This window comes from Citrobacter sp. MGH105 (assembly GCF_001037485.2).
GTDB lineage: Bacteria > Pseudomonadota > Gammaproteobacteria > Enterobacterales > Enterobacteriaceae > Citrobacter > Citrobacter portucalensis.
The window spans coordinates 2,831,187-2,853,352 of sequence record NZ_CP073048.1 but is presented as its reverse complement, the minus strand read 5'-3'; the positions used below and the strand labels follow the sequence as shown (position 1 = coordinate 2,853,352).

General features: G+C 48.2%; 21 protein-coding genes and 2 tRNA genes. 12 read left to right on the top strand and 11 right to left on the bottom strand.

The window, feature by feature from the left end:
- Positions 1–12 precede the first annotated feature (12 nt).
- Positions 13–1,488, bottom strand: a complete 1,476-nt coding sequence (gene pdxR / locus SK35_RS13650) for a MocR-like pyridoxine biosynthesis transcription factor PdxR (RefSeq protein WP_048214297.1) — start codon at positions 1,486–1,488, stop codon at positions 13–15.
- Between the two features lie 106 nt (positions 1,489–1,594).
- On the opposite strand from pdxR, the gene puuE reads away from it, so the two are divergent.
- The 4 genes from puuE (at position 1,595) to SK35_RS13630 (ending at position 5,830) form a co-directional block, all read left to right on the top strand.
- Positions 1,595–2,857 (top strand): 4-aminobutyrate transaminase, encoded by a 1,263-nt coding sequence (gene puuE / locus SK35_RS13645; RefSeq protein ID WP_048214296.1) that lies wholly within the window; start codon positions 1,595–1,597, stop codon positions 2,855–2,857.
- A 177-nt stretch (positions 2,858–3,034) separates the two neighbouring features.
- A complete protein-coding gene (locus SK35_RS13640; protein ID WP_048214295.1) occupies positions 3,035–4,090 on the top strand; it encodes an ABC transporter substrate-binding protein in 1,056 nt (351 codons plus the stop codon).
- Complete coding sequence (locus tag SK35_RS13635) at positions 4,077–5,081, top strand: FecCD family ABC transporter permease (RefSeq protein WP_048214294.1); 1,005 nt, start codon at positions 4,077–4,079, stop codon at positions 5,079–5,081. The genes SK35_RS13640 and SK35_RS13635 overlap by 14 nt, the downstream gene beginning before the upstream one ends.
- Entirely contained in the window at positions 5,078–5,830 is a 753-nt protein-coding gene (locus SK35_RS13630; RefSeq protein ID WP_048214293.1) for an ABC transporter ATP-binding protein, read from the top strand. The genes SK35_RS13635 and SK35_RS13630 overlap by 4 nt, the downstream gene beginning before the upstream one ends.
- On the opposite strand, the gene SK35_RS13625 is transcribed toward SK35_RS13630, so the two are convergent.
- The 7 genes from SK35_RS13625 to SK35_RS27065 form a co-directional block, all read right to left on the bottom strand.
- Positions 5,817–6,539 (bottom strand): substrate-binding domain-containing protein, encoded by a 723-nt coding sequence (locus SK35_RS13625; RefSeq protein WP_048214292.1) that lies wholly within the window; start codon positions 6,537–6,539, stop codon positions 5,817–5,819. The two genes, SK35_RS13630 and SK35_RS13625, sit on opposite strands and share 14 nt — an antisense overlap.
- Before the next feature lie 185 nt (positions 6,540–6,724).
- A tRNA-Val gene (locus SK35_RS13620) sits at positions 6,725–6,801 on the bottom strand.
- 4 nt (positions 6,802–6,805) lie between these two features.
- Positions 6,806–6,882, bottom strand: a tRNA-Val gene (locus tag SK35_RS13615).
- Positions 6,883–7,081: 199 nt separating this feature from the next.
- Complete coding sequence (locus tag SK35_RS13610; RefSeq protein ID WP_048214291.1) at positions 7,082–7,564, bottom strand: glutathione peroxidase; 483 nt, start codon at positions 7,562–7,564, stop codon at positions 7,082–7,084.
- A gap of 168 nt (positions 7,565–7,732) precedes the next feature.
- Positions 7,733–8,281, bottom strand: coding sequence for a GNAT family N-acetyltransferase (locus SK35_RS13605; RefSeq protein WP_048214290.1), 549 nt, complete (start codon positions 8,279–8,281; stop codon positions 7,733–7,735).
- 33 nt (positions 8,282–8,314) lie between these two features.
- Positions 8,315–8,647: an EmrE family multidrug efflux SMR transporter gene (locus tag SK35_RS13600; RefSeq protein ID WP_063941528.1), complete on the bottom strand. Its 333-nt coding sequence runs from the start codon at positions 8,645–8,647 to the stop codon at positions 8,315–8,317.
- A 161-nt stretch (positions 8,648–8,808) separates the two neighbouring features.
- A complete protein-coding gene (locus SK35_RS27065) occupies positions 8,809–8,943 on the bottom strand; it encodes a hypothetical protein (RefSeq protein ID WP_326929072.1) in 135 nt (44 codons plus the stop codon).
- Positions 8,944–9,159: 216 nt separating this feature from the next.
- On the opposite strand from SK35_RS27065, the gene SK35_RS13590 reads away from it, so the two are divergent.
- A complete protein-coding gene (locus SK35_RS13590; RefSeq protein WP_234692304.1) occupies positions 9,160–9,795 on the top strand; it encodes a GNAT family N-acetyltransferase in 636 nt (211 codons plus the stop codon).
- 127 nt (positions 9,796–9,922) lie between these two features.
- Here the strand turns inward: SK35_RS13590 and SK35_RS13585 are convergent, their stop codons facing one another.
- Positions 9,923–10,693 carry a DeoR/GlpR family DNA-binding transcription regulator gene (locus tag SK35_RS13585; RefSeq protein WP_048214289.1) on the bottom strand — a complete coding sequence of 257 codons (771 nt, stop codon included), beginning with the start codon at positions 10,691–10,693 and terminating at the stop codon, positions 9,923–9,925.
- A 262-nt stretch (positions 10,694–10,955) separates the two neighbouring features.
- Here SK35_RS13585 and SK35_RS13580 point away from each other — a divergent pair, with 262 nt between their 5' ends.
- The 3 genes from SK35_RS13580 to SK35_RS13570 all read left to right on the top strand — a co-directional run bounded on the left by SK35_RS13580 (position 10,956) and on the right by SK35_RS13570 (position 13,797).
- Entirely contained in the window at positions 10,956–12,092 is a 1,137-nt protein-coding gene (locus SK35_RS13580) for an MFS transporter (protein WP_048214288.1), read from the top strand.
- A 1-nt stretch (position 12,093) separates the two neighbouring features.
- Positions 12,094–13,209: a gluconeogenesis factor YvcK family protein gene (locus SK35_RS13575; RefSeq protein WP_003832723.1), complete on the top strand. Its 1,116-nt coding sequence runs from the start codon at positions 12,094–12,096 to the stop codon at positions 13,207–13,209.
- 72 nt (positions 13,210–13,281) lie between these two features.
- Positions 13,282–13,797, top strand: a complete 516-nt coding sequence (locus SK35_RS13570) for a phosphoribosyltransferase (RefSeq protein ID WP_003832724.1) — start codon at positions 13,282–13,284, stop codon at positions 13,795–13,797.
- A gap of 531 nt (positions 13,798–14,328) precedes the next feature.
- Here SK35_RS13570 and SK35_RS13565 read toward each other — a convergent pair.
- Positions 14,329–15,243 (bottom strand): LysR family transcriptional regulator, encoded by a 915-nt coding sequence (locus SK35_RS13565; RefSeq protein ID WP_048214287.1) that lies wholly within the window; start codon positions 15,241–15,243, stop codon positions 14,329–14,331.
- A 114-nt stretch (positions 15,244–15,357) separates the two neighbouring features.
- On the opposite strand from SK35_RS13565, the gene SK35_RS13560 reads away from it, so the two are divergent.
- From SK35_RS13560 to SK35_RS13545, 4 genes are all read left to right on the top strand, one after another.
- Entirely contained in the window at positions 15,358–16,500 is a 1,143-nt protein-coding gene (locus tag SK35_RS13560) for a M20 family metallopeptidase (protein WP_048214286.1), read from the top strand.
- Between the two features lie 114 nt (positions 16,501–16,614).
- Positions 16,615–17,997, top strand: coding sequence for a C4-dicarboxylate transporter DcuC (gene dcuC / locus SK35_RS13555; RefSeq protein WP_048214285.1), 1,383 nt, complete (start codon positions 16,615–16,617; stop codon positions 17,995–17,997).
- Positions 17,998–18,037: 40 nt separating this feature from the next.
- Positions 18,038–19,732: an NAD-dependent malic enzyme gene (locus tag SK35_RS13550; protein WP_048214284.1), complete on the top strand. Its 1,695-nt coding sequence runs from the start codon at positions 18,038–18,040 to the stop codon at positions 19,730–19,732.
- 155 nt (positions 19,733–19,887) lie between these two features.
- Entirely contained in the window at positions 19,888–20,931 is a 1,044-nt protein-coding gene (locus SK35_RS13545) for a ParB/Srx family N-terminal domain-containing protein (protein WP_048214283.1), read from the top strand.
- Positions 20,932–21,040: 109 nt separating this feature from the next.
- Here SK35_RS13545 and trpS read toward each other — a convergent pair whose 3' ends face one another.
- Positions 21,041–22,045, bottom strand: a complete 1,005-nt coding sequence (gene trpS, locus SK35_RS13540) for a tryptophan--tRNA ligase (protein ID WP_048214282.1) — start codon at positions 22,043–22,045, stop codon at positions 21,041–21,043.
- Between the last annotated feature and the right edge of the window lie 121 nt (positions 22,046–22,166).

Sequence of the window (22,166 nt, the reverse complement as noted above, 5' to 3'; positions counted from 1 at the left end):
ATCCGGCAGTGCTTACACGGTGTTTACCCTGATAATATCCACGAGTCGGGTAAACGCCGCCGTCATTTCATGCTCTTCAATACTGGCAAACCCCAGCAGCAGGCCGCTGCGTTTCCCTTCATTTACGTAATAGCGTGACAGCGGGCGCACCAACAACCCTTGCGCATTCGCCTGTTGGGCAATGACCGTGTCATCGCTCCCGGCGGGTAACTGTAAGATCATATGCAGCCCGGCGTTGCTGCTGAAAGAACCAAGAAAATGTTCACCAAGTTGGCGGCTGATAAGCTCTACCAGCATCTGGCGACGACGACTGTATAGCTGACGCATTTTCCGAATGTGTGCCGCGTAATAACCCTCGCGAATAAACTCCGCCAGTGCGGCCTGAATCAACAGATGCCCACCACGATAGAGGTCGTTATGAACCTTTTTCAGCGGAGCGGCTAACGATTTAGGTAGCACGACATACCCGAGTCGTAGTGCGGGATAGAGTGTCTTACTGAATGTCCCGATGTAAATGACCGGTGTCTCTTCTTCCAGCCCCTGCAAAGAGGGAATCGGCTGGCCGGAAAAGCGGAACTCACTGTCGTAATCATCTTCCACTATCCAGCTTCGCGTTTCACGTGCGCGAAAGAGAAGTTGCCGGCGGCGGCTCAGACTCATTACCGAACCGAGTGGGTATTGATGTGACGGTGTCACAAAAATAAGTTTTGGTGGTGTTTCGCCGGCATCCGGCGGGACCATGCCTTGTTCATCAACCGGGATAGCCGAAAAATTAACGGCATTGATGCGAAGAATATTTTTGATTCCCCAGTAGCCCGGTTCCTCAATCCAGGCGTAATCGCCCGGGTTGCATAAGGTCCGGGTCACCAGATCCAGGGCCTGGTGAATACCTTCAGTAATCAGAATTTGCTCCGGTGAGCACCGTACGCCGCGAGCGGTGCGCAGATAGTCTGCCAGTGCTTCTTTTAGCTCATTCACGCCGCCTGTGGCATCGTAAGTGAGAAACTCCGGGCGCAGTCGTCTTGCCAGCCTGTCCTGAATTTTCTTGAGTACCCGGTGCGGGAAATGCTCTACATCAGGCACGCCTGGAATAAATGCCCCCCACTGACGGGGACTGGCGCTGGCATTACCTAACAGCTCAAGGCAGCGGGCGGATAAACGGGTGTGATCTTCCTGAGCGTCAGTAACAGGCTCTTTGTCAGGACGCAGGTCGAGATTGTCCAGCACGCTGTCGGTCACAAATGTGCCGCTGCTGGTGCGCGCGGAAATATACCCTTCAGCTTGCAACTGTTCGTACACCCGCAGGACGGTATTGCGCGATAGCGTCAGCTCTCCTGCCAGGTCACGCGACGGAGGCATTCGGGTGGCCGGTTTCAGGCTACCTTCGAGGATGCAACTACAAATGGCGGCATACAGGCGGCGATGTAGTTTTTCGTCAGTCTGCTGATTAAATGCATGCTTGATCACATCTCCGGCAAGTGAACGCATTTGGATCCTTAAAATAAAACGATTTGGCTCTCGATTAAAGTACCAGACGGCGTCTAAATTTAAAGGGTAATTCAACCGAAATGTATTAATGGACAAGGTGTAGAGAATGAACAATAAAAACCTGCAACAACGTCGTCTGGATGCCACCCCGCGTGGCGTGGGTGTGATGTGTGATTTTTATGCTCAGTCGGCAGAAAACAGCACAATTACCGATATCGAAGGCAATCAGTACATCGATTTTGCCGCCGGGATCGCCGTGCTGAACACCGGACACCGCCATCCTCGCCTGGTGCAGGCAGTCGAAGCGCAACTTCAGGCTTTTACCCATACGGCTTATCAGATTGTCCCGTACGAAAGCTATGTGTCTTTAGCTGAGAAAATCAACGCCGTTGCGCCAATCGACGGCAAGCGTAAAACCACATTCTTCACTACCGGGGCTGAAGCGGTAGAAAACGCGGTGAAAATTGCGCGCGCGCATACCGGCCGTCCTGGCGTTATCGCATTTGGCGGTGGTTTTCATGGGCGAACTTACATGACGATGGCGTTAACCGGCAAGGTGGCACCCTATAAAAAAGGTTTCGGCCCGTTCCCAGGCTCTGTTTACCATGCGCCATATCCTTCTGAATTGCAGGGCATTTCCACGGCGGATTCCCTAAAAGCGATTGAGCGTCTGTTTAAAGCCGATATCGATCCAACCCAGGTTGCGGCGATTATTTTCGAACCCGTCCAGGGCGAAGGGGGCTTCGTGGTGGCACCGCCAGAATTTGTGGCTGCCATCCGCCGTATTTGCGACGAGCATGGCATCGTGATGATCGCTGATGAAGTACAAAGCGGGTTTGCCCGTACGGGTCAGCTGTTTGCGATGGATCATTACGCCGATAAAGCGGACCTGATGACCATGGCGAAAAGCCTTGCGGGCGGCATGCCGTTGTCAGGCGTCGTGGGCAAAGCCGAAATTATGGATGCGCCTGCGCCAGGTGGTCTGGGTGGAACCTACGCCGGAAACCCGCTGTCGATCGCGGCGGCCCATGCGGTGCTGGATATCATTCGTGATGAGCAGTTATGCCAGCGTGCGGCGGCTCTCGGCGAACAGTTGCGCGCCGCTCTGACAGACGCGCAAGCAGGGTGTCCTGAACTGGCCGAAGTGCGAGGTTTAGGCTCTATGATTGCTGCTGAATTCAGTGATGCAGCGACAGGAGAACCCAACGCTGCCGCCGCACAACGCGTGCAGAAGAAAGCCCTTGAGCAAGGATTACTGCTGCTGACCTGCGGTCAGTATGGCAACGTTATTCGTTTCCTTTACCCGCTGACAATTCCGCAGGATCAGTTCGCCAAAGCGCTAGATATTATCAAAGCAGCAACCAAGTAATTCGTTAGTTGTCATTTACCCAAAGCCGACGGTCGTCATCACCGTCGGCTTTATTATTGTTGGCATAAATTGATCTTCCTCGTGTGTAGCGCGGTAATTATCGCGAATGGGTTGCTAGGCCTCTCGTTATATAATTTAATGCATATCGTTTTTACTCCTCTATTCAGATGGTATCCCATGTTAACTTTCCGCTCTTTTGTGCTGGTTTGCGCCAGCATGTTGTTTGCGTTTTCTGCTCAGGCCGACCGAACGATCACCGATCAGCTTGGTCGACAGGTCACGATTCCTGACCACGTGGACAAAGTGGTCGTGCTGCAACACCAGACGTTGAATATTCTGGTCCAGCTCAATGCCCAGCAGGACATTGTTGGTGTGATGTCGAGCTGGAAAAAGCAGCTCGGGCCTGAATTTGCGCGCTTTATGCCGACGATTACTACATTGCCGACGCCAGGCGATCTCACCAGCGTGAACATCGAAAGCTTGTTGGCGATTCATCCGCAGGTGGTTTTTGTCGCCAACTATGCGCCCGCGGAGATGATCCAGCAGATTCAGAACGCCGGTATTCCGGTCGTGGCTATCTCATTACGCAAGGATGCCACCGGGCAACAGAATAAAATGAACCCGACCATGGCCGATGAAGAGCAGGTCTACAACGAAGGGTTGAAGCAGGGTATTCGCCTGATTGCGGACGTGGTTGGGCGCAAACCGCAGGCCGAAACGTTAATCGACTACGTTTTTGCCGCGCGGGCAAAATTCAATGCGCCGGTTGCGACAATCCCGGATGAGCAAAAAGTCCGTATTTATATGGCTAACCCCGATCTGATGACTTACGGCTCCGGGAAGTACACGGGATTGATGATGCAGCACGCGGGGGGATTAAATGTGGCGGCTGCCAGTGTGAAAGGTGCCCGTCAGGTTGCGCTGGAGCAGATATTAGCGTGGAACCCGCAGGTGATTTTTGTCCAGGATCGCTATCCGCAGGTGGTAACTCAGATCCAAAACGATCCGAACTGGCAGAGGATTGATGCGGTGAAAAATCGTCGCGTCTGGTTGATGCCTGAATATGCCAAAGCCTGGGGCTATCCGATGCCGGAAGCGTTGGCGATCGGTGAACTTTGGATGGCCAAAAAACTGTATCCGGATGCCTATAAAAACGTAGACGTTGATGCGCAGGCCCAGGACTACTATCAACGTTTTTATCGTGTGAACTGGCAGCCTGATGCAGCTAAGTAACCGTATTTTGCCCCAGCAACCGCTCTTAATCGTTGTGGTCCTGTTGCTGGGCGTCAGTTCGCTATGCCTCGGACAGTATCCGCTGTCGTTAAGCGAAGTGTTTTACCACCTGACGCACTATAGCGACGCTGAGGGAATAGGCAGCCAGGTTATCTGGACGGTCAGGCTACCGCGTATTCTGATGGCACTGCTGGCGGGGGGCGCGCTTGGGTTATGCGGCGCGACGCTGCAAGGGGTATTTCATAACCCTCTGGTCGACCCGCATATTATCGGCGTGACGTCGGGGGCGGCTTTTGGTGGAACACTGGCCATCCTGCTCGGTCTTTCGCCCTGGCTGATGATGGGATCAACGTTTTTCTTTGGTCTGACAGCGTTGATCCTGGTGTATGCCATTGCTGCGTTACAGGGGCTGGAGAATACGCTGGTATTGATCCTGTCGGGTATCATTTTGAGCGGTTTTTTTGCCGCGCTGGTGAGCCTGATCCAGTATCAGGCTGATACCGAAGAGACGTTACCTAATATTGTGTTCTGGCTACTGGGCAGCTTCGCGACGGCCAACTGGTATAAAGTGCTGCTGTTGGCGGTCCCGGTCGGTATCGCCGCGACGGTTTTGTACCAGCTACGCTGGCGGATAAACCTGTTGTCGCTCAATGACAAAGATGCCAGAGCACTGGGTGTGGCGGTGGTTCCTCTGCGACGCAGCGTTTTGGTGTGCTGCGCATTTTTGGTCGCTGCTCAGGTGGCGGTCAGCGGCAGTATTGCCTGGGTTGGATTAGTGATTCCGCATCTGGCGCGTTTGCTGGTGGGGGTTGATCATCGTCGTTTACTACCGTGCGCCTTCTGGTTGGGGGGCGGATATATGATTGTGGTGGACGATATTGCTCGCACCCTGATGCACGCGGAGATACCGTTGGGGATTATTACCGCATTGTTCGGCGCGCCGTTGTTTGCTTTCTTACTCATTCGTACCAGCCGTCGGGAGAAATCATGATACCTGCCGCACTGCGTGTAAATCAGCTTACTTATGGGTATCGTACGCCGCTATTTGAGCCGCTAACGTTCTGTTGCCAGAAAGGTGAGATCTGGGCCGTGCTGGGACGTAACGGTCTGGGTAAAAGTACACTGCTCGATACGTTAACCGGCACGCTGCCTTCTATAGGCGGGAGTATTGAAAATAACGGTGGGATAGGGATTGTGGCACAGCATAGTCATCTGCCGTTTCCGTACACGGTCAGCGACGTGGTGTTGATGGGGCGAGCACAGCACGTGAAGCTGTTTGCGCAACCCAGTCCGCAGGATCAAAAAAGAGCAATGCAGGCGTTAGAGCAGTTGAATATCGCGCATCTCGCCTCCAGCTCATTTGGCTCACTTTCTGGCGGGCAGCAACAGTTGGTGATGATTGCCCGGGCTTTGGTGACGGAGTGTCAAACGCTGTTACTGGATGAACCGTGTTCCGCGCTGGATCTCGCCAATCAGCAGGTGGTGCTGCAGCTCATCAGCGATCTGGCCCATCATCAGGGATGCAGTATTCTCTTTTCGACTCACGATCCGCTTCATGCGTTACAGGTTGCTTCCCATACTTTGCTGCTACTCCCTGAAGGAAAATGGCGGGCAGGGCCCACGAACAGCATTGTGACGGAGGAGAATTTATTCCTGGCCTATGGCTTAACGCTGAGAAAACTCAGCGTGGAGAACTACCAGACGCCGTTTATCGCACCGTTGTTTTCTATTCGCCGTTAAGCGTTAAGAATCCTGCGGCGCTAAGAAATTCCTGCCCGCCGCGGGAGAGTATGAATTCAACCAGTGCCATGACTTCATTGGATGCATCAAGCACCGCCAGTTGGTATTCGCAGCGAATATTGTGCTCATCGGGAATAGCCACGTAATGTACGTCGGGCATCGCGCGCAGCGCGTGTGCGTAATGCGCGTAACCGATAAACAGATCGGCCAGTCCTTGGCGCAGGATCCAGGCGCTCGCCAGTTCACCTTGCGGGATTTTTATCGTATCACGACCACCCACCAGCGGGATTGCCCGCGTCCGAAGCTGTTGCCCGAGTCCTGCTTCCAGTACATCCATATTGTCAAAAAATGCCCAGGTATAATCTCCGGAAGGGTCGCAGCCGGGGGTTGATGTACCAGGTCGCAGCGTTGGGTCGCGGAGTAAATCCAGCCAGACACCGGTTCGGTTGCTGACAAGGCTCAGTTTGTTCCAGCAAAAAGTGTGCGTAGAGACGGCTATATTACGTGCTAACAGGTTTTGCGGATGTTCCCGGTTGGCCGAGGCAAAGAGCGCACACGGTTCTCCCGCTTCAATACGTTCACGCAATAAACCGGCCGGACCATATTCAACCTTAACGTCTATTCCACTCATGCGCGTGAACTGGCTTATCAATGGCGTAAATGCAGGGCGCAAACTGCCTGCGGCTAACAGGAAGATGGAAGAGGGCATGGTATCCGATCTCTGGCGAATGACATTATGCGAAGAAGATGAATGATACGCGTTGAGCATGGAATTTAGAATGATTTAGCGCAGTGCTATTGAATCATCAAGGGAAATGATAAAACTGACGGATACAAACTGAAGATAAAAAATAGTTTTGAAGTTAAATAGCACCAAATCAAAGGAATATGATTTGGTGCGTCCGAGTGGACTCGAACCACCGACCCCCACCATGTCAAGGTGGTGCTCTAACCAACTGAGCTACGGACGCAAAATGGTGCGTTCAATTGGACTCGAACCAACGACCCCCACCATGTCAAGGTGGTGCTCTAACCAACTGAGCTATGAACGCAACGTTGTAGGTGACAACGGGGACGAATATTAGCGGCACAGACCGAATGAGGCAAGAGGGAAATAGCATTTTTCTTCCTGATCTCACGCGATTGCAGAGTAATTAAGCAAATTGATTATATTTTGTTGATTTTGCAGCGTGTTTTTTATTCAGACAGCGAACTGGGGCATACCAGGGGCGGTTTGAATTACAGAGGCGCTCAGACTTTAAGCAATGTAAGGATGGTGGTTTCAATTTTCTCTGGGGTAGTGAAGGGGGCAAATCGCTTAAGCGGCTTGCCGTCACGCCCGATCAGGAACTTAGTAAAATTCCACTGGATCCGCCCACCCAGCACGCCGGGTAATTCGTCTTTCAGGTAACGAAATACCGGGTGCGTAGCGGCACCGTTGACTTCCACTTTCTCAAACATCGGGAAGCTCACACCGTAGTTGATGTGACAGGTTTGCGCGATTTCGTCGGCTCCACCGGGCTCCTGGTTACCGAACTGGTTGCAGGGAAAACCAAGCACCACCAGACCCTGCGCGGCGTACTTCTTGTAGAGCGCTTCGAGGCCTGCATATTGTGGAGTGAAACCACAATGGCTGGCGGTATTAACCACCAGAACCAGTTTGCCAGCGTAGTCAGTCATACAGATGGGCTGGCCATGCAAACTGGTGGCAGTCAGTTGATGAAAGGGGGCCATGCCAGAATCCTCAAATAAGATAGCATTACTCATGTTGCCCGCGAGTGACAGGCTTCGCTGCGTATCTATTTATTATGATCGCAACTGCAGGATTAATAAACTTGCCATTGGTGCAGGGCAAAAATAGAAATTCTCTGCGGTTCGGTTATGGACATTCCATAATTTATATTAACCAACCTGACGAGCGTTCCATTCGTCGCGCGTGATTTCCCAAAGTTCAGAATCCAGCAAACCGCTGACATACTCTTTCTTTTCCGTCTTGATAAGCCGCATGCCGCTACTGTCTGAAATACGTTTGGAACGGATATTGAGAGAGGCTTTCGGCGCACGCAATACCGTCTTATTTAACGTATTAAACCAGTAATCCGTAGCGACATTACTGGCCTCACGCATAAAACCCTGCCCCTGATATTCCGGAGCTAACCAAAATCCACGGTTATTATCCTCAACGTCATAAAGGCAAATTAAACCTATGAGAGCGTCAGGGGCCTCACGGAGTCTGATAGTCCAGATCCACGCAATCCCTTTTTCCATATCAGGCAGGGCAACGTTATTGACGTAATTCTCCGCACCGTTATCAGGATAGGGCCAGGGTACTGAGGAGACCATATAGCGAACTATCTCCCAGCGGGGATAAAGCACCTGAATCTGCGAGGCATCTTCGGCTTCTAATGGTTTTAACAGCAAGCGTTCCGTATGGAGTATTGGTATTTTCATATGCACTTTTCCTACTCGATCAAGATAAGAGGATCAATGTGGGGAGGATTTTGAAAAAATATTAATAACCAGAACCCCAGCACAAATAAGAAGCATACCTGCGATCGCCGGAAAATCTAGCTTTTGCCCACTTACCAACCAGCCCAAAAGACTGATTAATACGATTCCAGCACCTGACCAAATTGCGTATGCAATACCCGTTGGAATGGTCGACAGAGTTTGGGAGAGAAGATAAAAGGCTGTGCAGTAGCACACAATAGTTGCTACAGATGGCCATAGGCGTGTGAATCCGTCAGAGAACTTCATCAGGGTTGTACCTATGACTTCAGCTACGATGGCCCCGGCAAGGAAAATGTATGAATTCAAAATCTGACCCCATATGACAATCTAAAGCAAATATCGTATCACAAAGGGGTGGGTGAGTTTGAACACAGAAGTTATCCGCCCAAGACTTCGAAGCTGCCGTACTGAACTCATAGCGATTAGATTTCCGTTGGTGAGTTCTCCTGCCAAGAGCAAAAGAAAACTCAGGCTGATAATGCGATGGACATATCCATACAACGCAGATCTGTTTGGGCAAGTCTTGATGGGGATATCGTTTCCTTGATAAACATAAAACCATGCTTTTCGTAGAAAGTTTGCGCGTTTGGTGTTGAGGTCAAGGTTAACTGTTTCAGCCCTCTTTTAATCGCCTCATTACATTTATAGATTTATCATGAAACGGTTTCGTTTCAACATCGTTGTTTAACAAAAGAGGGAAGTCCATTACTGGCACGGAGTGGACAAGTTACCAACATGAGCAGTGAATAGATAATCGCCTCTTGATGAGTCGATTATTCAATGCAAACGGGGCATAGTAATTCATTCAGTACAGGATTATGCAGCTCAATCAATCGACACAAAATAATTGTGAGGTCACAAATATGACGCCTACATTGCAAGGATCTCTTGTCACGCTCCGTCCTCTGCTTGAGACAGATGCTCAGCTATTGATTGATGCGGCAGCGGATGGGGAACTCTGGTCCCTGCCATTTACGGTGGTTCCGTCTGCTGACACCGCAGATTCTTACATTCAGAAAGCCCTCAAGGGGCAGATCGAAGGCACAGTCATGCCGTTTGCTGTAACGCTTTCGTCAGATCAACGTGTCATTGGATCAACACGTTTCTGGAAGATTGATAGAGAAAACCGAAAGCTCGAAATTGGTCATACCTGGTATTCACAAAGCTGGCAAAAAACAGCTGCAAATACCGAGAGTAAACTGTTATTGCTGCGGTACGCCTTTGAGCAACTGAAGTGTGTTCGCGTTCAGTTTACGACTGATGTATTGAATGAGCGCTCGCAGGCTGCCATTCTCCGTATTGGTGCGATCCAGGAAAGCATCATCAGAAATGAACGAATTATGCCTGATGGTCGAAAACGTACTTCCATACGGTACAGCATAATTGATGATGAGTGGCCGCAGGTTCGGACCAACCTTGAGCACCGCCTTTCCAGTTACAGGAAAGAGAAATAACTCGAGGTTTTGCGGACAGAAGGTCTGCTGTGAGCGAACAGCAGACGTTTGCACTTCCCCCCCCACAACGGCGTTAGCATAAACAGTCAGACATGGGGGTTATGCGGACTGGCAGCACAGTCTTACCCTAAATTTCATAAATCTGAAGATCAGCTTCCTGGAATACTTCAGCATATTTTTTGCTCCCCCCCCCCTCAATGACGAGCACATCTATCTGGCTGCTACTTGCAACGACATAGCGAGCGGCCGCAGGGATCTTGTCGGATGTTAATCCCACAATCACTTCGCTGCACTGTCTGATAACCGCTTTCTTGAACTCACAATCAGCATAATCGAAACCAGTCAGACCTGATTCTAACGACATTGCACAACCTCCGATGAAACCCTGATCGAAGATAATTGCTTTAATTTGTTCAAGGGCAGGACTGCCAACACACCCTCCAGATGAGCGTTGAACCGCTCCACCCAACATGATGACTTCGCATAACGGTTTTCTTAATAGAATGGCAGCTATTTCTGGCGAGTTTGTCACCACAGTTAAAGCCACTGACTCCGGAAGAGCTATGGCCATAGCAAGATTCGTCGTGCCTGAATCGATAAAGATACAGCTATTTGCTTTGATAAGTTGCGCGCACTTTTGCGCGATCATGCTCTTTTCATCTGTTTTTGTAGTTGTGCGATCAGCATAATTCCCTACTTCAGGCAGTGTGGCCACAGCCCCACCGTATACCTTTTTGCAAACGCCATCCTTACTAAGCTCATGTAAATCACGGCGAATTGTGTGTTCTGACACACCTAGTTGAGCAGAAAGCTCGACACAAACAACCCGTCCTTTTTCTTGTAAGAGCTCACGAATTAGGGCTTGTCGTTGATCCGGAAAAACTGCATAATCGAGCACGTTAACTCCTAAGTTCATTTAAACGAGCAAGAGGGTGCATGATCGTGCATTCATATTATCTGTGTCAACTCCGTTGATTTACATTACTCCCCGGCGCATAGGGGATTCATAAATCAACATAAATTTCAGCTGGTTAAAGCATGTTTCGACCGTGCCCCTTTATCTCATTATCAGAGCAACATTTGTGTATCCATGAGTCAGGCTGGTGCAGTGCGAAAATGCGAAAGACCGCTCTCGTAACGAACGCAAAGCGAGCACAAGAATGAACGAAAAAGTTGCAACACGATGCATATTCTTCATCGCAGGATTGGCAACGTCAGCCTGGGCTGTGATGGTCCCTTTTGCAAAAATTAATACTGGAGCTAACGAGGCAGTTTTGGGTGTTTTACTCCTGTGCCTAGGAGGGGGCGCTATTATTTCTATGCCCCTTGCAGGGCCTCTCACAGCTCGCTTCGGCTGTCGTAAAATTATCGGCTGTGCAGTACTGATTATTCTGTTATCCATGCCGTTTTTAACATTAGCCAATGACCCCGTTTCACTTGGCCTTCTTCTACTCACGTTCGGCACTGGGATTGGCCTTGCCAACTGCGCCATGAATATTCAGGCAATACTGGTAGAGAAAAACGAAAGCATCCCACTTATGTCCGGTTTCCATGGGATGTATAGCGTAGGAGGTATTGCGGGAGCTGGCGTAATGACCGGCCTGCTCACTGTTGGTCTGAACATTCACACAGCATCATTGTCAGTCTGTCTCATTATCTTCTTGTTGTTAATAACCAGTTACAGACAACTTCTTACCTATGCCAGCCCAGCAGAAGGCCCATCATTTTCCTTTCCTAAAGGAGATGTCCTGCTCTTAGGTGTCATCTGCTTTATCGTTTTTCTGGCTGAAGGAACCGTACTTGACTGGAGTGCTGTTTATCTGTCGGAAGTAAGGCAAGTTGCGGATTCTCAGGCAGGTCTCGGTTTCACTTGCTTTGCTGTCGCTATGACGGTGGGAAGACTTAGCGGTGATGCGGTCATTAGTCGCCTTGGCGCTTTGCCTGTCGTCATTTACGGTGCAATTCTGGCCTTTTTCGGTTTTTGCCTCATTATCCTGGTTAGCTCAATTCCCGCACTCCTTGCCGGCTATTTCTTTATAGGCGCAGGCTGCGCAAACATTGTACCTGTTATGTTCAGCCAGATTGGCAAACAGCAGAGCATGCCGCAGGCAGTTGCAGTTCCAGCTGTGACTACGATGGGGTATATCGGCGTACTTGCAGGACCAGCCATGATTGGTTTTATTGCCCACCGAAGTTCTTTGCCTGCGGCCTTTATCTTTGTAGCGGCACTCATGATTCTCGTATTAATGCTAAGTCTGGCATTAAGTAAAACACTAAAATTGCACCAGGAGATTTAAAGTGAAGCGTATTGTTTTGTTTTCTGGTGGCAGTGCATGCCGTTCTCTGAATATTGCGCTTTGCCACCATCCAGTTTCTTTGACTCGTATTGTTCCTGCGTGGGATAGCGGTGGAAGCTCACGATCAATTAGAGAAAATATCGATGTATTATCTGTAGGTGATATCCGCCAGGCGCTAATGACCATGGCCTATGGTGAAAACTGTTCGGGTGATATCGTTCGCATCTGCAATACCCGTTTATCATCCGAGGGGGAAACTCAGGAAGCTTTGAGAGAATTTCAGGCTTATGCGGAGGACAGACATCCTTTGCTTGAGCGCCTCGATACTGGATTGAGAGGCGCAATTGTTAATTATCTCCAGATTTTTTCTACCACTGTGGGTGTCGCATTTGACTACCGTAATGGCAGTATCGGGAATTTCATCTTAACCGGCGCCTATTTGGCACATAATCGGGATATGAATACCGCGATTTTTGTTTTCAGAAAACTCTGCGGCATTACAGGAGAAGTCTGGCCTTCTTCACTCAATAATGATCTTGTGCTTTCCGCTAATCTTAATGATGGGCAGCATGTTTCACCTCAGGACAGAATTACCCATCTTTCTAGGCAACAGGCGGAGATTGGCATCAATTCTGTCACATTGCAAACGTCCAACGGAAGCAATGCTCAGGTAAATACTGCCGTGCTGGAAGCCATAAAGAACGCGGATCTTGTCGCTTTCGGTCCTGGCAGTTTTTATACCAGTATCATGCCACATCTTCAGGTTAAGGGCGTAATCGCAGCCATAGCAAAAGCAGGATGCCCCGTAGCACTGATCGCTAATATTTTAGAATGCCGTGAGAGTCATGGACTGGGTTTGCAGGATGTTGCTAATCGTTTTATCCAGCAATGGCACAATGCAGACGCATCCATTGCCTTGCCTGAGTTGATGGTTCTGGGAAATCAGAGATTTCTTTCAATTGAAAAATATGTGGGTGAATTTGCCTATCTCTCGGATGAAATCAATGAATCAACCCGCTACACCTGTGTGCTGGATGAGTTTGAAGATGTCTGGGTGCGTGGTAAACACGATGGTGAAATACTTGCAAACAGGCTATTGTCTCTGGTTGAAAATTAATCGGAAAGAAGTCTTTTTGATTGATAAGTTGAATGCTTAGTTCGTTATTACAACATACGTGGAGTTCGAACGATGAATCATCATATTGGTGAAGTTATTCTTGATGAAGAAAGTATTGCTGTCGGTGTCAGTCGTGTGGCTGAGCAGTTGAACAATGACTACACCGATGCTGTTGTTATAACTGTTGTTCCAGGCGGTATTCTCTATACAGCAGACTTAACAAGAAAGCTGAAGTTTGATGTAAGCATGGATTACATATCCTGCCCTCACACACCTGGGGAACGAAATAACAACTCCACTATTGTTTACCATCAAAATATTGAGATTGAAAATCGTCATGTCATTCTTATTGATGATGCAATAGAATCAGGTGGTACAATGAAGCGCCTTATTAAATATATCTTAGATAATTTCAATCCAGCATCCCTGTCTGTTGCCGTCCTCTTCGTCAAACCTGGAAGAGTGAATATTCCTGTAAAACAGTATTTTGCCTATGAAATGGAGAGTGATGATCTACTCATTGGCTATGGTATGCCATGGGATAATAAATATCGCAATCGGCCCAATATTACTAAATTAATGAAATAACCAGTCGTGCACTTATGTTAAGTGGGGATCGGTTACGGATAAATTGCCTTTAATGGTTAATTTTCTGGATCACTTTTCTGTGTGCTCGCAGATTCAATTCCCGCCAGCCCCACAAAAACAGTCAGTTAAGAAAAGTTACAACACTGACAGTAGACCGAAACAATGTCCGCTGTTGGCACTGAGCAGTCGTATGAGGAGGTACTGTTTTTCACGTGAAATTTGAATAGTTGAAGGCCATAAGTACGGATGATGAGAGGCTTGAATAACCTGTGTGGTTTTGGAGTGGTTTTACCCCACTTGAGGCGTGATTTTGGGGGCATCTTTAGGAGCAGGGACATAAAAAGGGACACATTAATAGCTGCTATAACCCGCTATTAACTGTCCCAGTAATTGTTTATCGTAATGATTTATATGTTTTTTTTTGAGTTTTGAAATGATTGTATTTTGTTAATTTTGCAGAATGCTATTTACTCAGGCTGTGCGTCGGGCGAGTCACACCTGATTGTTAAACTGCGTGATGTTTTTACATTTCTACGTGCTGGAGTCACTTAAATAATTACACAGCAACTTCCATAAGTAATGAGCAGCCGGTGTAAAACGATGATCGGAGCTACGCAATACATGCCACTGACACTCTCTGGCAATATGATGATCAATCGGTATTGCCGTCAATTCCCCAGGATAAGAATTTGCATTAGCGGTTTGTTCTGTCATAAAAGCAATCCCCAGTCCCGCACGGCACAGGGCTATTGCGCTGGTAAACAAATTACAGCAGTAGGATGGCCTGAACATAATCGCTTCATCGCGAAACATCGCAGTGAGATATCGCTGAAGCCCAAAATTGTCATGCATAGCAATCAGGCGATGCCGGGAAAGTTCCTGAAGCGTTACTTTCTTTAAATCAGAAATAACATGATCCTTCCTGACAATGGCACAAATGGCTCCCCGATTATAGCTATATCGTTTAAGTGCCGGTTGCCCAACGGGACCAAATCCCACGGCCATATCCATTTCACCTCTTGCAATGAGTTCCATCGACGTTTCCATGTTGCCAGAAGTGATATCTACAAACACATTCGGGTAGATTTGGGCAAAATCGCTCACGACGTGGGTAATGATTTCCTGGACCATCCCTTGTCCAACGCGCAGCGTAACTGTCCCTCCACGCATATGGCGCATATCGCTGAGTTGCCGCTCAAGTTCATTGCGTTTTTGTTGAGTAATGGCGTAGTCATCAGCCAGTAATCTTCCCGCCTCGGTGAGGACAACGTTACGTCCTCTTTTCTCCAATAATGGCAGCTGTATTGTTCTTTCCAGAAGAGAGATTTGGCGACTGACAACCGAAGGGTTAAAGCCAAGGATGTCGGCGGCTCTGCGGATCCCACCGTACAATCCGACCATATATAAATAACGGATCGCTTTTTCTGGATAGGTGCTCAATGTCATGTTTTTGCCATTATTGTTGACCTGAAAGCAACAATAATAGCATAGGAGCCTGATTCTTTTTCAACCGGGATTCATCACATACTAATGCTAAATACCTATGCGGAGAGTGTGGCAATGAAGAGCGTTGTTAATTACTTACAGAAACATACTGACCTTATTATGGAAGATATCAGCGATTTGGTACTGGCTGAGTCTCCTTCAACTGATAAAGCTGCTGTTGACCACTGTGGTGACGTTTTAAAAGCTATTTTCGAAAAGCGTCTGGGTATACAGGCTGAAACTGAAAAACAGACACATTACGGTAACCAGTTAAAATTTGTTCTGGGAAAAGAGGGCCCGCAAACCACAATTTTGGGGCATTTTGATACGGTCTGGGATAAAGGGGTACTCTCACTTCGCGAAGAAGAGGGGAAATGGTATGGCCCGGGGATCCTCGATATGAAAGCCGGGATGATTCAGTCTATCTGGGCGGTTCGTGCGTTAAAAGAGAGCGGGCATCTCGGTGGTAAGCGCATTGTTTTCCTGTGCAATAGTGATGAAGAACTCGGAAGTCCAAGTTCGAAGGAATGGATTATCCGTAATGCTACAGGATCTGAGCAAGTATTGGTTGTTGAACCGGCGACAACTCATGGTGATTTAAAAATTGCCCGTAAAGGCACTGGCCGTTACCGCATTGCTATCACAGGTCTTGCTGCGCATGCAGGCAATAATCCTGATGAGGGGGTTAGTGCTATTGAGGAAATGGCTTTTCAGATCCTCAAATTGCGAGAGTTGAATGATCCTGAGCGCGGTACCACCGTTAACGTTGGTATTGTACGGGGTGGCAGTCGGGTCAATGTCGTCGCGGATTCTGCCGAATTAGAAATTGATACCAGAGTGGAAAATCAGTCAGAAGCTGCACGGATCCATGATGCTATCACCCGTTTGACACCTCATTTGCAGGGTAGTCAACTCAGGATTGAAGGAGGGCAAACTCGCCCACCGATGGAACGTTCTTCAGCTTCCGAACAGCTATTTGAAAAAGCGCAAAAGATTGCGGAAATACTGGGCATTACGATTACCGCGAAATCGGCTGGAGGTGGTAGTGATGGAAACTTCACCGCGGCGTTAGGTATTCCTACATTAGATGGCCTTGGTGCGACAGGAGCCGGTATCCATGCGCTCCATGAGCATATATTACCCGAAAATATCGTTACCAGAACCGCACTGGTTGCTGGAATGATGCTTAACGATATTAATTCTGATGATGGGGCATAATTTTAGCTAAACACATCATGCACACTCAACGACATTATTGTTTGTTATCCTCATGTAACCACTGTGGCTATATGGATTATTGATATCTTGACGAATAAATAACAGGAAATATCCATGAGTGCTTTTATTATTGCGATAGTTATTACTGTCGTTGCGGCTTGGTTAATTATCAAGAATTACCAGCCGCAAACTGTTTTGCTGTTAGCGGGGCTTTCCTTGTTAACAATTACAGCCATTTTCTACCCTGAAAAAAGTATCTTATATGGAAATGCAAAATCCACAGGGTCTGTCTGGATTGATATATTTGCTTTTGTAAAAGGTTCATTATCAACGCAGGTAGCAGGGATCGGTTTGATTATTATGGCGGCCGGTGGTTTCGCCAGCTATATGGATCATATTAAAGCTTCAAAGGCCATGGTTGATGTCTGCATTCGGCCGCTGGAGGCTTTAAAAGCACCTTACCTGATCCTTGCCATCGGCTACATTTTTGCGCAATTGCTCCATGTTGCCATCTCCAGTGCTGCGGGCCTTGCAATGTTATTGCTGGTGACATTTTTCCCGGTTTTGGTTCGGCTTGGGGTAAGTAAGGCTGCTGCCGCGGCTATGATTGGCATGTGTGCCTTTATGGATCTTGGGCCGGCCGTTGGCACCGCGAACTTAGCTGCTGAATATGCTGGCATGGAAACAGCACTGTATTTTGCTCATTATCAGATGCCGGTAGCTGCGGCGGTGATGGTTGTCGTTTCTATATTAATCTATTTTACGGCGAAATATTTTGACAAAAAAGATGGACATGTTGTTGCGTCACAATGTGCTGTGCAACCCGAGATTGCTGAAAAAGATGACGCGCCAGCACCTAAGTTCTACGGGTTATTGCCCATTTTTCCTGTCGTTCTGGTATTGGTGTTCAGTCCGTTGGTTGTTGATACCATTAAAGTAGATGTCGTGACTGCAATGGTTATTGGAACTATTGTCGCCTTTATTTTTGAGCTATGTGTAAAACGAAACTTTAAAGAGTGCTGCAAGGGAGTACAAGTCTTCTTTAAAGGTATGGGGAGTATGTTTACCAATATCGTTTCATTACTGGTATGCGCCGAAATTTTCGCACAGGGTTTACAAAAAATTGGTGCAGTGGATTATTTACTCGATGCGACACATAACGCTGGCTTTGGTTTCACCAGCATGACGATTGTAATGGCATGTTTGGTCGGGGTAACGGCCGTACTGACAGGGTCGGGGGTTGCAGCCTTCTTTTCATTTGCCGGTATGGCGCAGTCTATTGCAACAAAATTTGGTATGAACGCCGTACATATGCTTCTGCCAATGCAACTGATGGCTGGGATGGGACGCGCAATGTCGCCTGTTGCCGGTATTATTATTGCCGTCAGTAAATCGGGAGAGTGTTCCCCATTTATGATCGTGCGCAGAACGGTCATTCCGGCACTTGGTGGAATCATAACTATGCTAATCGCTAATACGCTAATTTCCAGTATGTAAGAGTAACTGAATACGGAAGGTTTTTATCTGGATGAACACTATGTTAAATGAAAATGTGGATAATTTGCTCTATATTCCTTACTCAGGTTCTGTTCTACTCGAATCTCCTCTTCTTAATAAAGGAAGTGGTTTTAGCGAAGAGGAACGAGTGATATTCAATCTGGAAGGATTGCTACCCAATGCAGTTGAAACAATTGAGGAGCAATCCCATCGAGCATATCGCCAGTTTAGCGATTTTAAGTCTGCTATTGCACAGCATATCTACCTTAGGAACATTCAGGACACTAACGAAACACTATTCTATTATCTGGTGAATAAACATTTAGCAGAAATGCTACCTATTATTTATACACCTGTTGTTGGCCATGCATGCGAACATTTTTCTGATATTTACCGTAGGGCCAGAGGGTTATTTATCGCATGGCCGGATCGCCATAAAATCGATGATATATTGCACAATGCCACGAAACAGCATATTCGTGTCATCGTCGTCACCGATGGTGAACGGATCCTGGGACTTGGGGATCAAGGTATTGGTGGCATGGGGATTCCAATCGGCAAACTGTCTTTGTATACCGTCTGCGGTGGTATAAATCCGGCAAATACATTACCCATTCTGCTGGATGTTGGAACCAATAATTCTCAACTGCTAAATGATCCTCTTTATATGGGATGGCGTCACCCAAGAATTACCGGGGAAGAATATTTTGAGTTTGTGGATATGTTCATAAACGCGGTTAAACGTCGATGGCCTGAGGTCCTACTGCAATTCGAGGATTTTGCTCAGCAAACGGCACTTCCTCTTCTGGAGCGATACAGAGATGAGATGTGCTGTTTTAATGACGACATCCAGGGAACTGCTGCCGTCGCGCTAGGATGTTTAATGGCGGCAAGCTCAGTCTCCGGTCGTTCATTATGCGAGCAAACGGTTGTATTTCTGGGGGCCGGATCGGCTGGTTGCGGTATTGCGGAGCATATTATTCAGCAGATGATCGCTGAAGGCTTGTCTGAAGTGGAAGCTCGCGCCAGAATTTTTATGGTGGATCGGTTCGGATTGTTGACTGATGACCAGGCAAACCTTCCACCTTTTCAGCGACAACTGTCACAGCCTCGAACGATCGTCGAAAGCTGGGGTGTGGAAAGCGAAAAAATGACGCTGATGGATGTTGTTTGTCACGCGCATCCTACGGTGTTGATAGGTGTTACCGGCCAACCAGGCTTGTTTTGCGAAGCTATTATTAGGGAAATGTACAAGTACTGTAAGTTCCCAATAATCATGCCGTTATCCAACCCAACTTCGCGGGTCGAGGCGAGGCCGGAAGATATTATTGAATGGACAGAGGGAAACGCCATTGTTGCAACGGGAAGTCCATTTAATCCCGTAATATACAAAGGAAAGGAGTATCCCATTGCACAATGTAATAATGTTTACATCTTCCCTGGTATTGGTCTAGGGTGTCTGGCAAGCCGCGCCACACGAATTACAGAAAATATGTTAATAACGGCAAGCCGAACGTTAGCCTCTTTTTCGCCAATGAAAAGCAATAAAGATTCTCCATTATTACCGGATATAAATAATATTCAGGAGGTAACAAAGGCCATTGCCTTTAATGTTGGTATTGCAGCGCAACGCGATGGCGTAGCCATTCGTATACCGGAGGAATCATTACGAGGCAAAATTGACGAGATTTTTTGGCATCCGCAGTATCGTCAATACAGACGGACCTCATACTGACGCTAATCAACCCCCTCTCTGGAGGGGGATTGACGCCACTCATCGATAGGGAGGTTGGATTTTGACACAATGCATCTTATTCTCAACGCAAGACACCCTTGCTGACCGATGGCGAAGCTCATGGGATATTAACCCGTTACTCAGGGAAGGCGGCAATGACAGATTATTGGTGGAAAGACCTGGTTGATCGTAATAACCAGTGGCAAGGGTTGGAACTGATCTTCAAAGAAAATCAAAGAACTGAGCCAGCGATGGAAATGCTCAGTGGCCATTTTGGGCGTATGGCATTGCAGCTCGCCGGAGAGCCGTTATTCTGGGCTTCAATGCTTGAAGATCATTCCGGCGTTTGGCTGGTTTTTAATGCAGATCATCCACGGAGCCAGGAGATATTACCTGCGGTAACTTCTGAAGATATTGAACGGATAAAAGCCAAAGGCGAGCAGGTGCGGATCGGCGAATGGTGCCGGTATTTTGTTCGTCAGTTAATGAATGCGCCAACACCATTACTCTCACCGCAGCGTTGGTTGATAAGACCGATGTTACCGATTCAATGTTCATCGAGCTATTCCAGTCCCCAACCCATTGCGTTAGAAAACTGGCGTTTCTCAGCGCCAGAAAGCACTGAAAATATTAACTGCCAGTGGACGCTGTACGGTGAAGATTTCCCAGATCTGACGCAGCCGGAAAACGTCAGATTGGTTGACTGGTGGTGGGGCGGTTATTTGCTGCGGGGGCGTTATGCCATTCAACCCAATACGGGGAGATTAAAATGGTGGCGTAAAAAATGCCGAGAGGGGACGTTGCCGCCGATACTGGTCTGGTATATCGCCGGATTAGGATCTTATGTGATCCTTGATGGGCATTATCGATTACAGGCGGCGATTGAAGAGCAGATCCCCCCTTTATTTCTGGTGTTGAGCGAGCTTAATGAAACGGAATTTCCTGCCGATGCTGCCCATCAGGCGCGTATCGTTCAGTCGCTGGAAAAGCAGCTGGCTAACAACCCCAATTACAGTGTCAATGCGGTAAATCAGACGCTGATTAGTCTCTATGACAGACGATATCTTTACGCGTCAACGCATAGCCGCGCTACTCTCGGTGAGGGAACCCAATGGGCTACGGAGGTGGAACGTTATCTGCAAAAACATCATCTTGATGCGTATCGGGACAAGATTTTTCAGCGGGTTAAAGGAGATTGATTTTTACCCTTAATTTTTTCGATAAAACGCGAGCCAGCTTCTGATAACTCCCGGCGGTGGCATTCAGACGGGAGTTATCGTTACTTATCGCTCCTGTTGCAACTCGATATCAGAACACCGGCAAACCCAGTCCTTGCTTCACTTCTCTTAATGTCTGCTGCGTAATCTCGTGCGCCTGCTCGCTTCCTTTTTTGAGCATCGCCATCAGCATGCCTTTATCCTGAATGTAGGTTGCACGCCGCTCGCGCATTGGCGCGATGAGTTCTTGTAAGCACACTTCCAGCTCGTTTTTGCATGTCCGGTCACCCAGTCCACCCCGTTGGTAATGCGTTTTCATTTCCGCCACTTTTGCTTTATCCGGATGAAAAGCATCGAGGTAAGTGAATACCATATTGCCGTCTATTTGCCCTGGGTCGGACACTTTCAGATGATTAGGGTCGGTGTACATTGCGCTAACCGCGCGGTGAATGGTTTCTTCGCTGGCTGACAGGAGCAATGTGTTACCAAGCGATTTTGACATTTTGGCATTTCCGTCGATCCCTGGAAGGCGGCTGGTTTCACTCAGCAGCGCTTTGCAGTGCGATAGGACGGGGGCCGGTAACAGGCTATTCATCTTATGCACTATCTCATTAGTCTGTTCAATCATTGGCAACTGATCGTCGCCGACGGGAACGACTTCGGCTTTGAAGGCCGTAATATCTGCCGCCTGACTGATGGGATAAACCAGAAAACCAACCGGTAACGAGCGGGCGAACCCTTTCTGCGCAATTTCGTTTTTGACCGTAGGATTACGCTCCACGCGAGCCACGGTGACGATGTTCATATAAAGCGCGGTTAACTCTGCGAGAGCAGGCAGTGCAGATTGCAGACAGATGGTGGTAAGTGACGGGTCTATTCCTGCGGCAAGATAGTCGGCAAGTACTTCGGGAATATTGTTGCGGATCTTTTGCGGTGTGCTGCCGTTATCGGTTAACCCTTGTAGGTCAGCCACCAATATAAACTGCTGATAATCGTGTTGCAGCGTGGCGCGCTGGCGCAATGACCCCACATAATGGCCAAGATGCAGCGGGCCGGTGGGACGATCGCCAGTGAGGATGATGGTTTTATTGTTCATGTAAGACTCCTTAGTCATAAAACCGAAAGGGGTCTCTAAATGCAAATAACCGCCTTTCGGCGGTTATTTAAAATGAGGAAAACACATTCTGACCGCCTTTAAGAAGGCAGCCACCACAGGT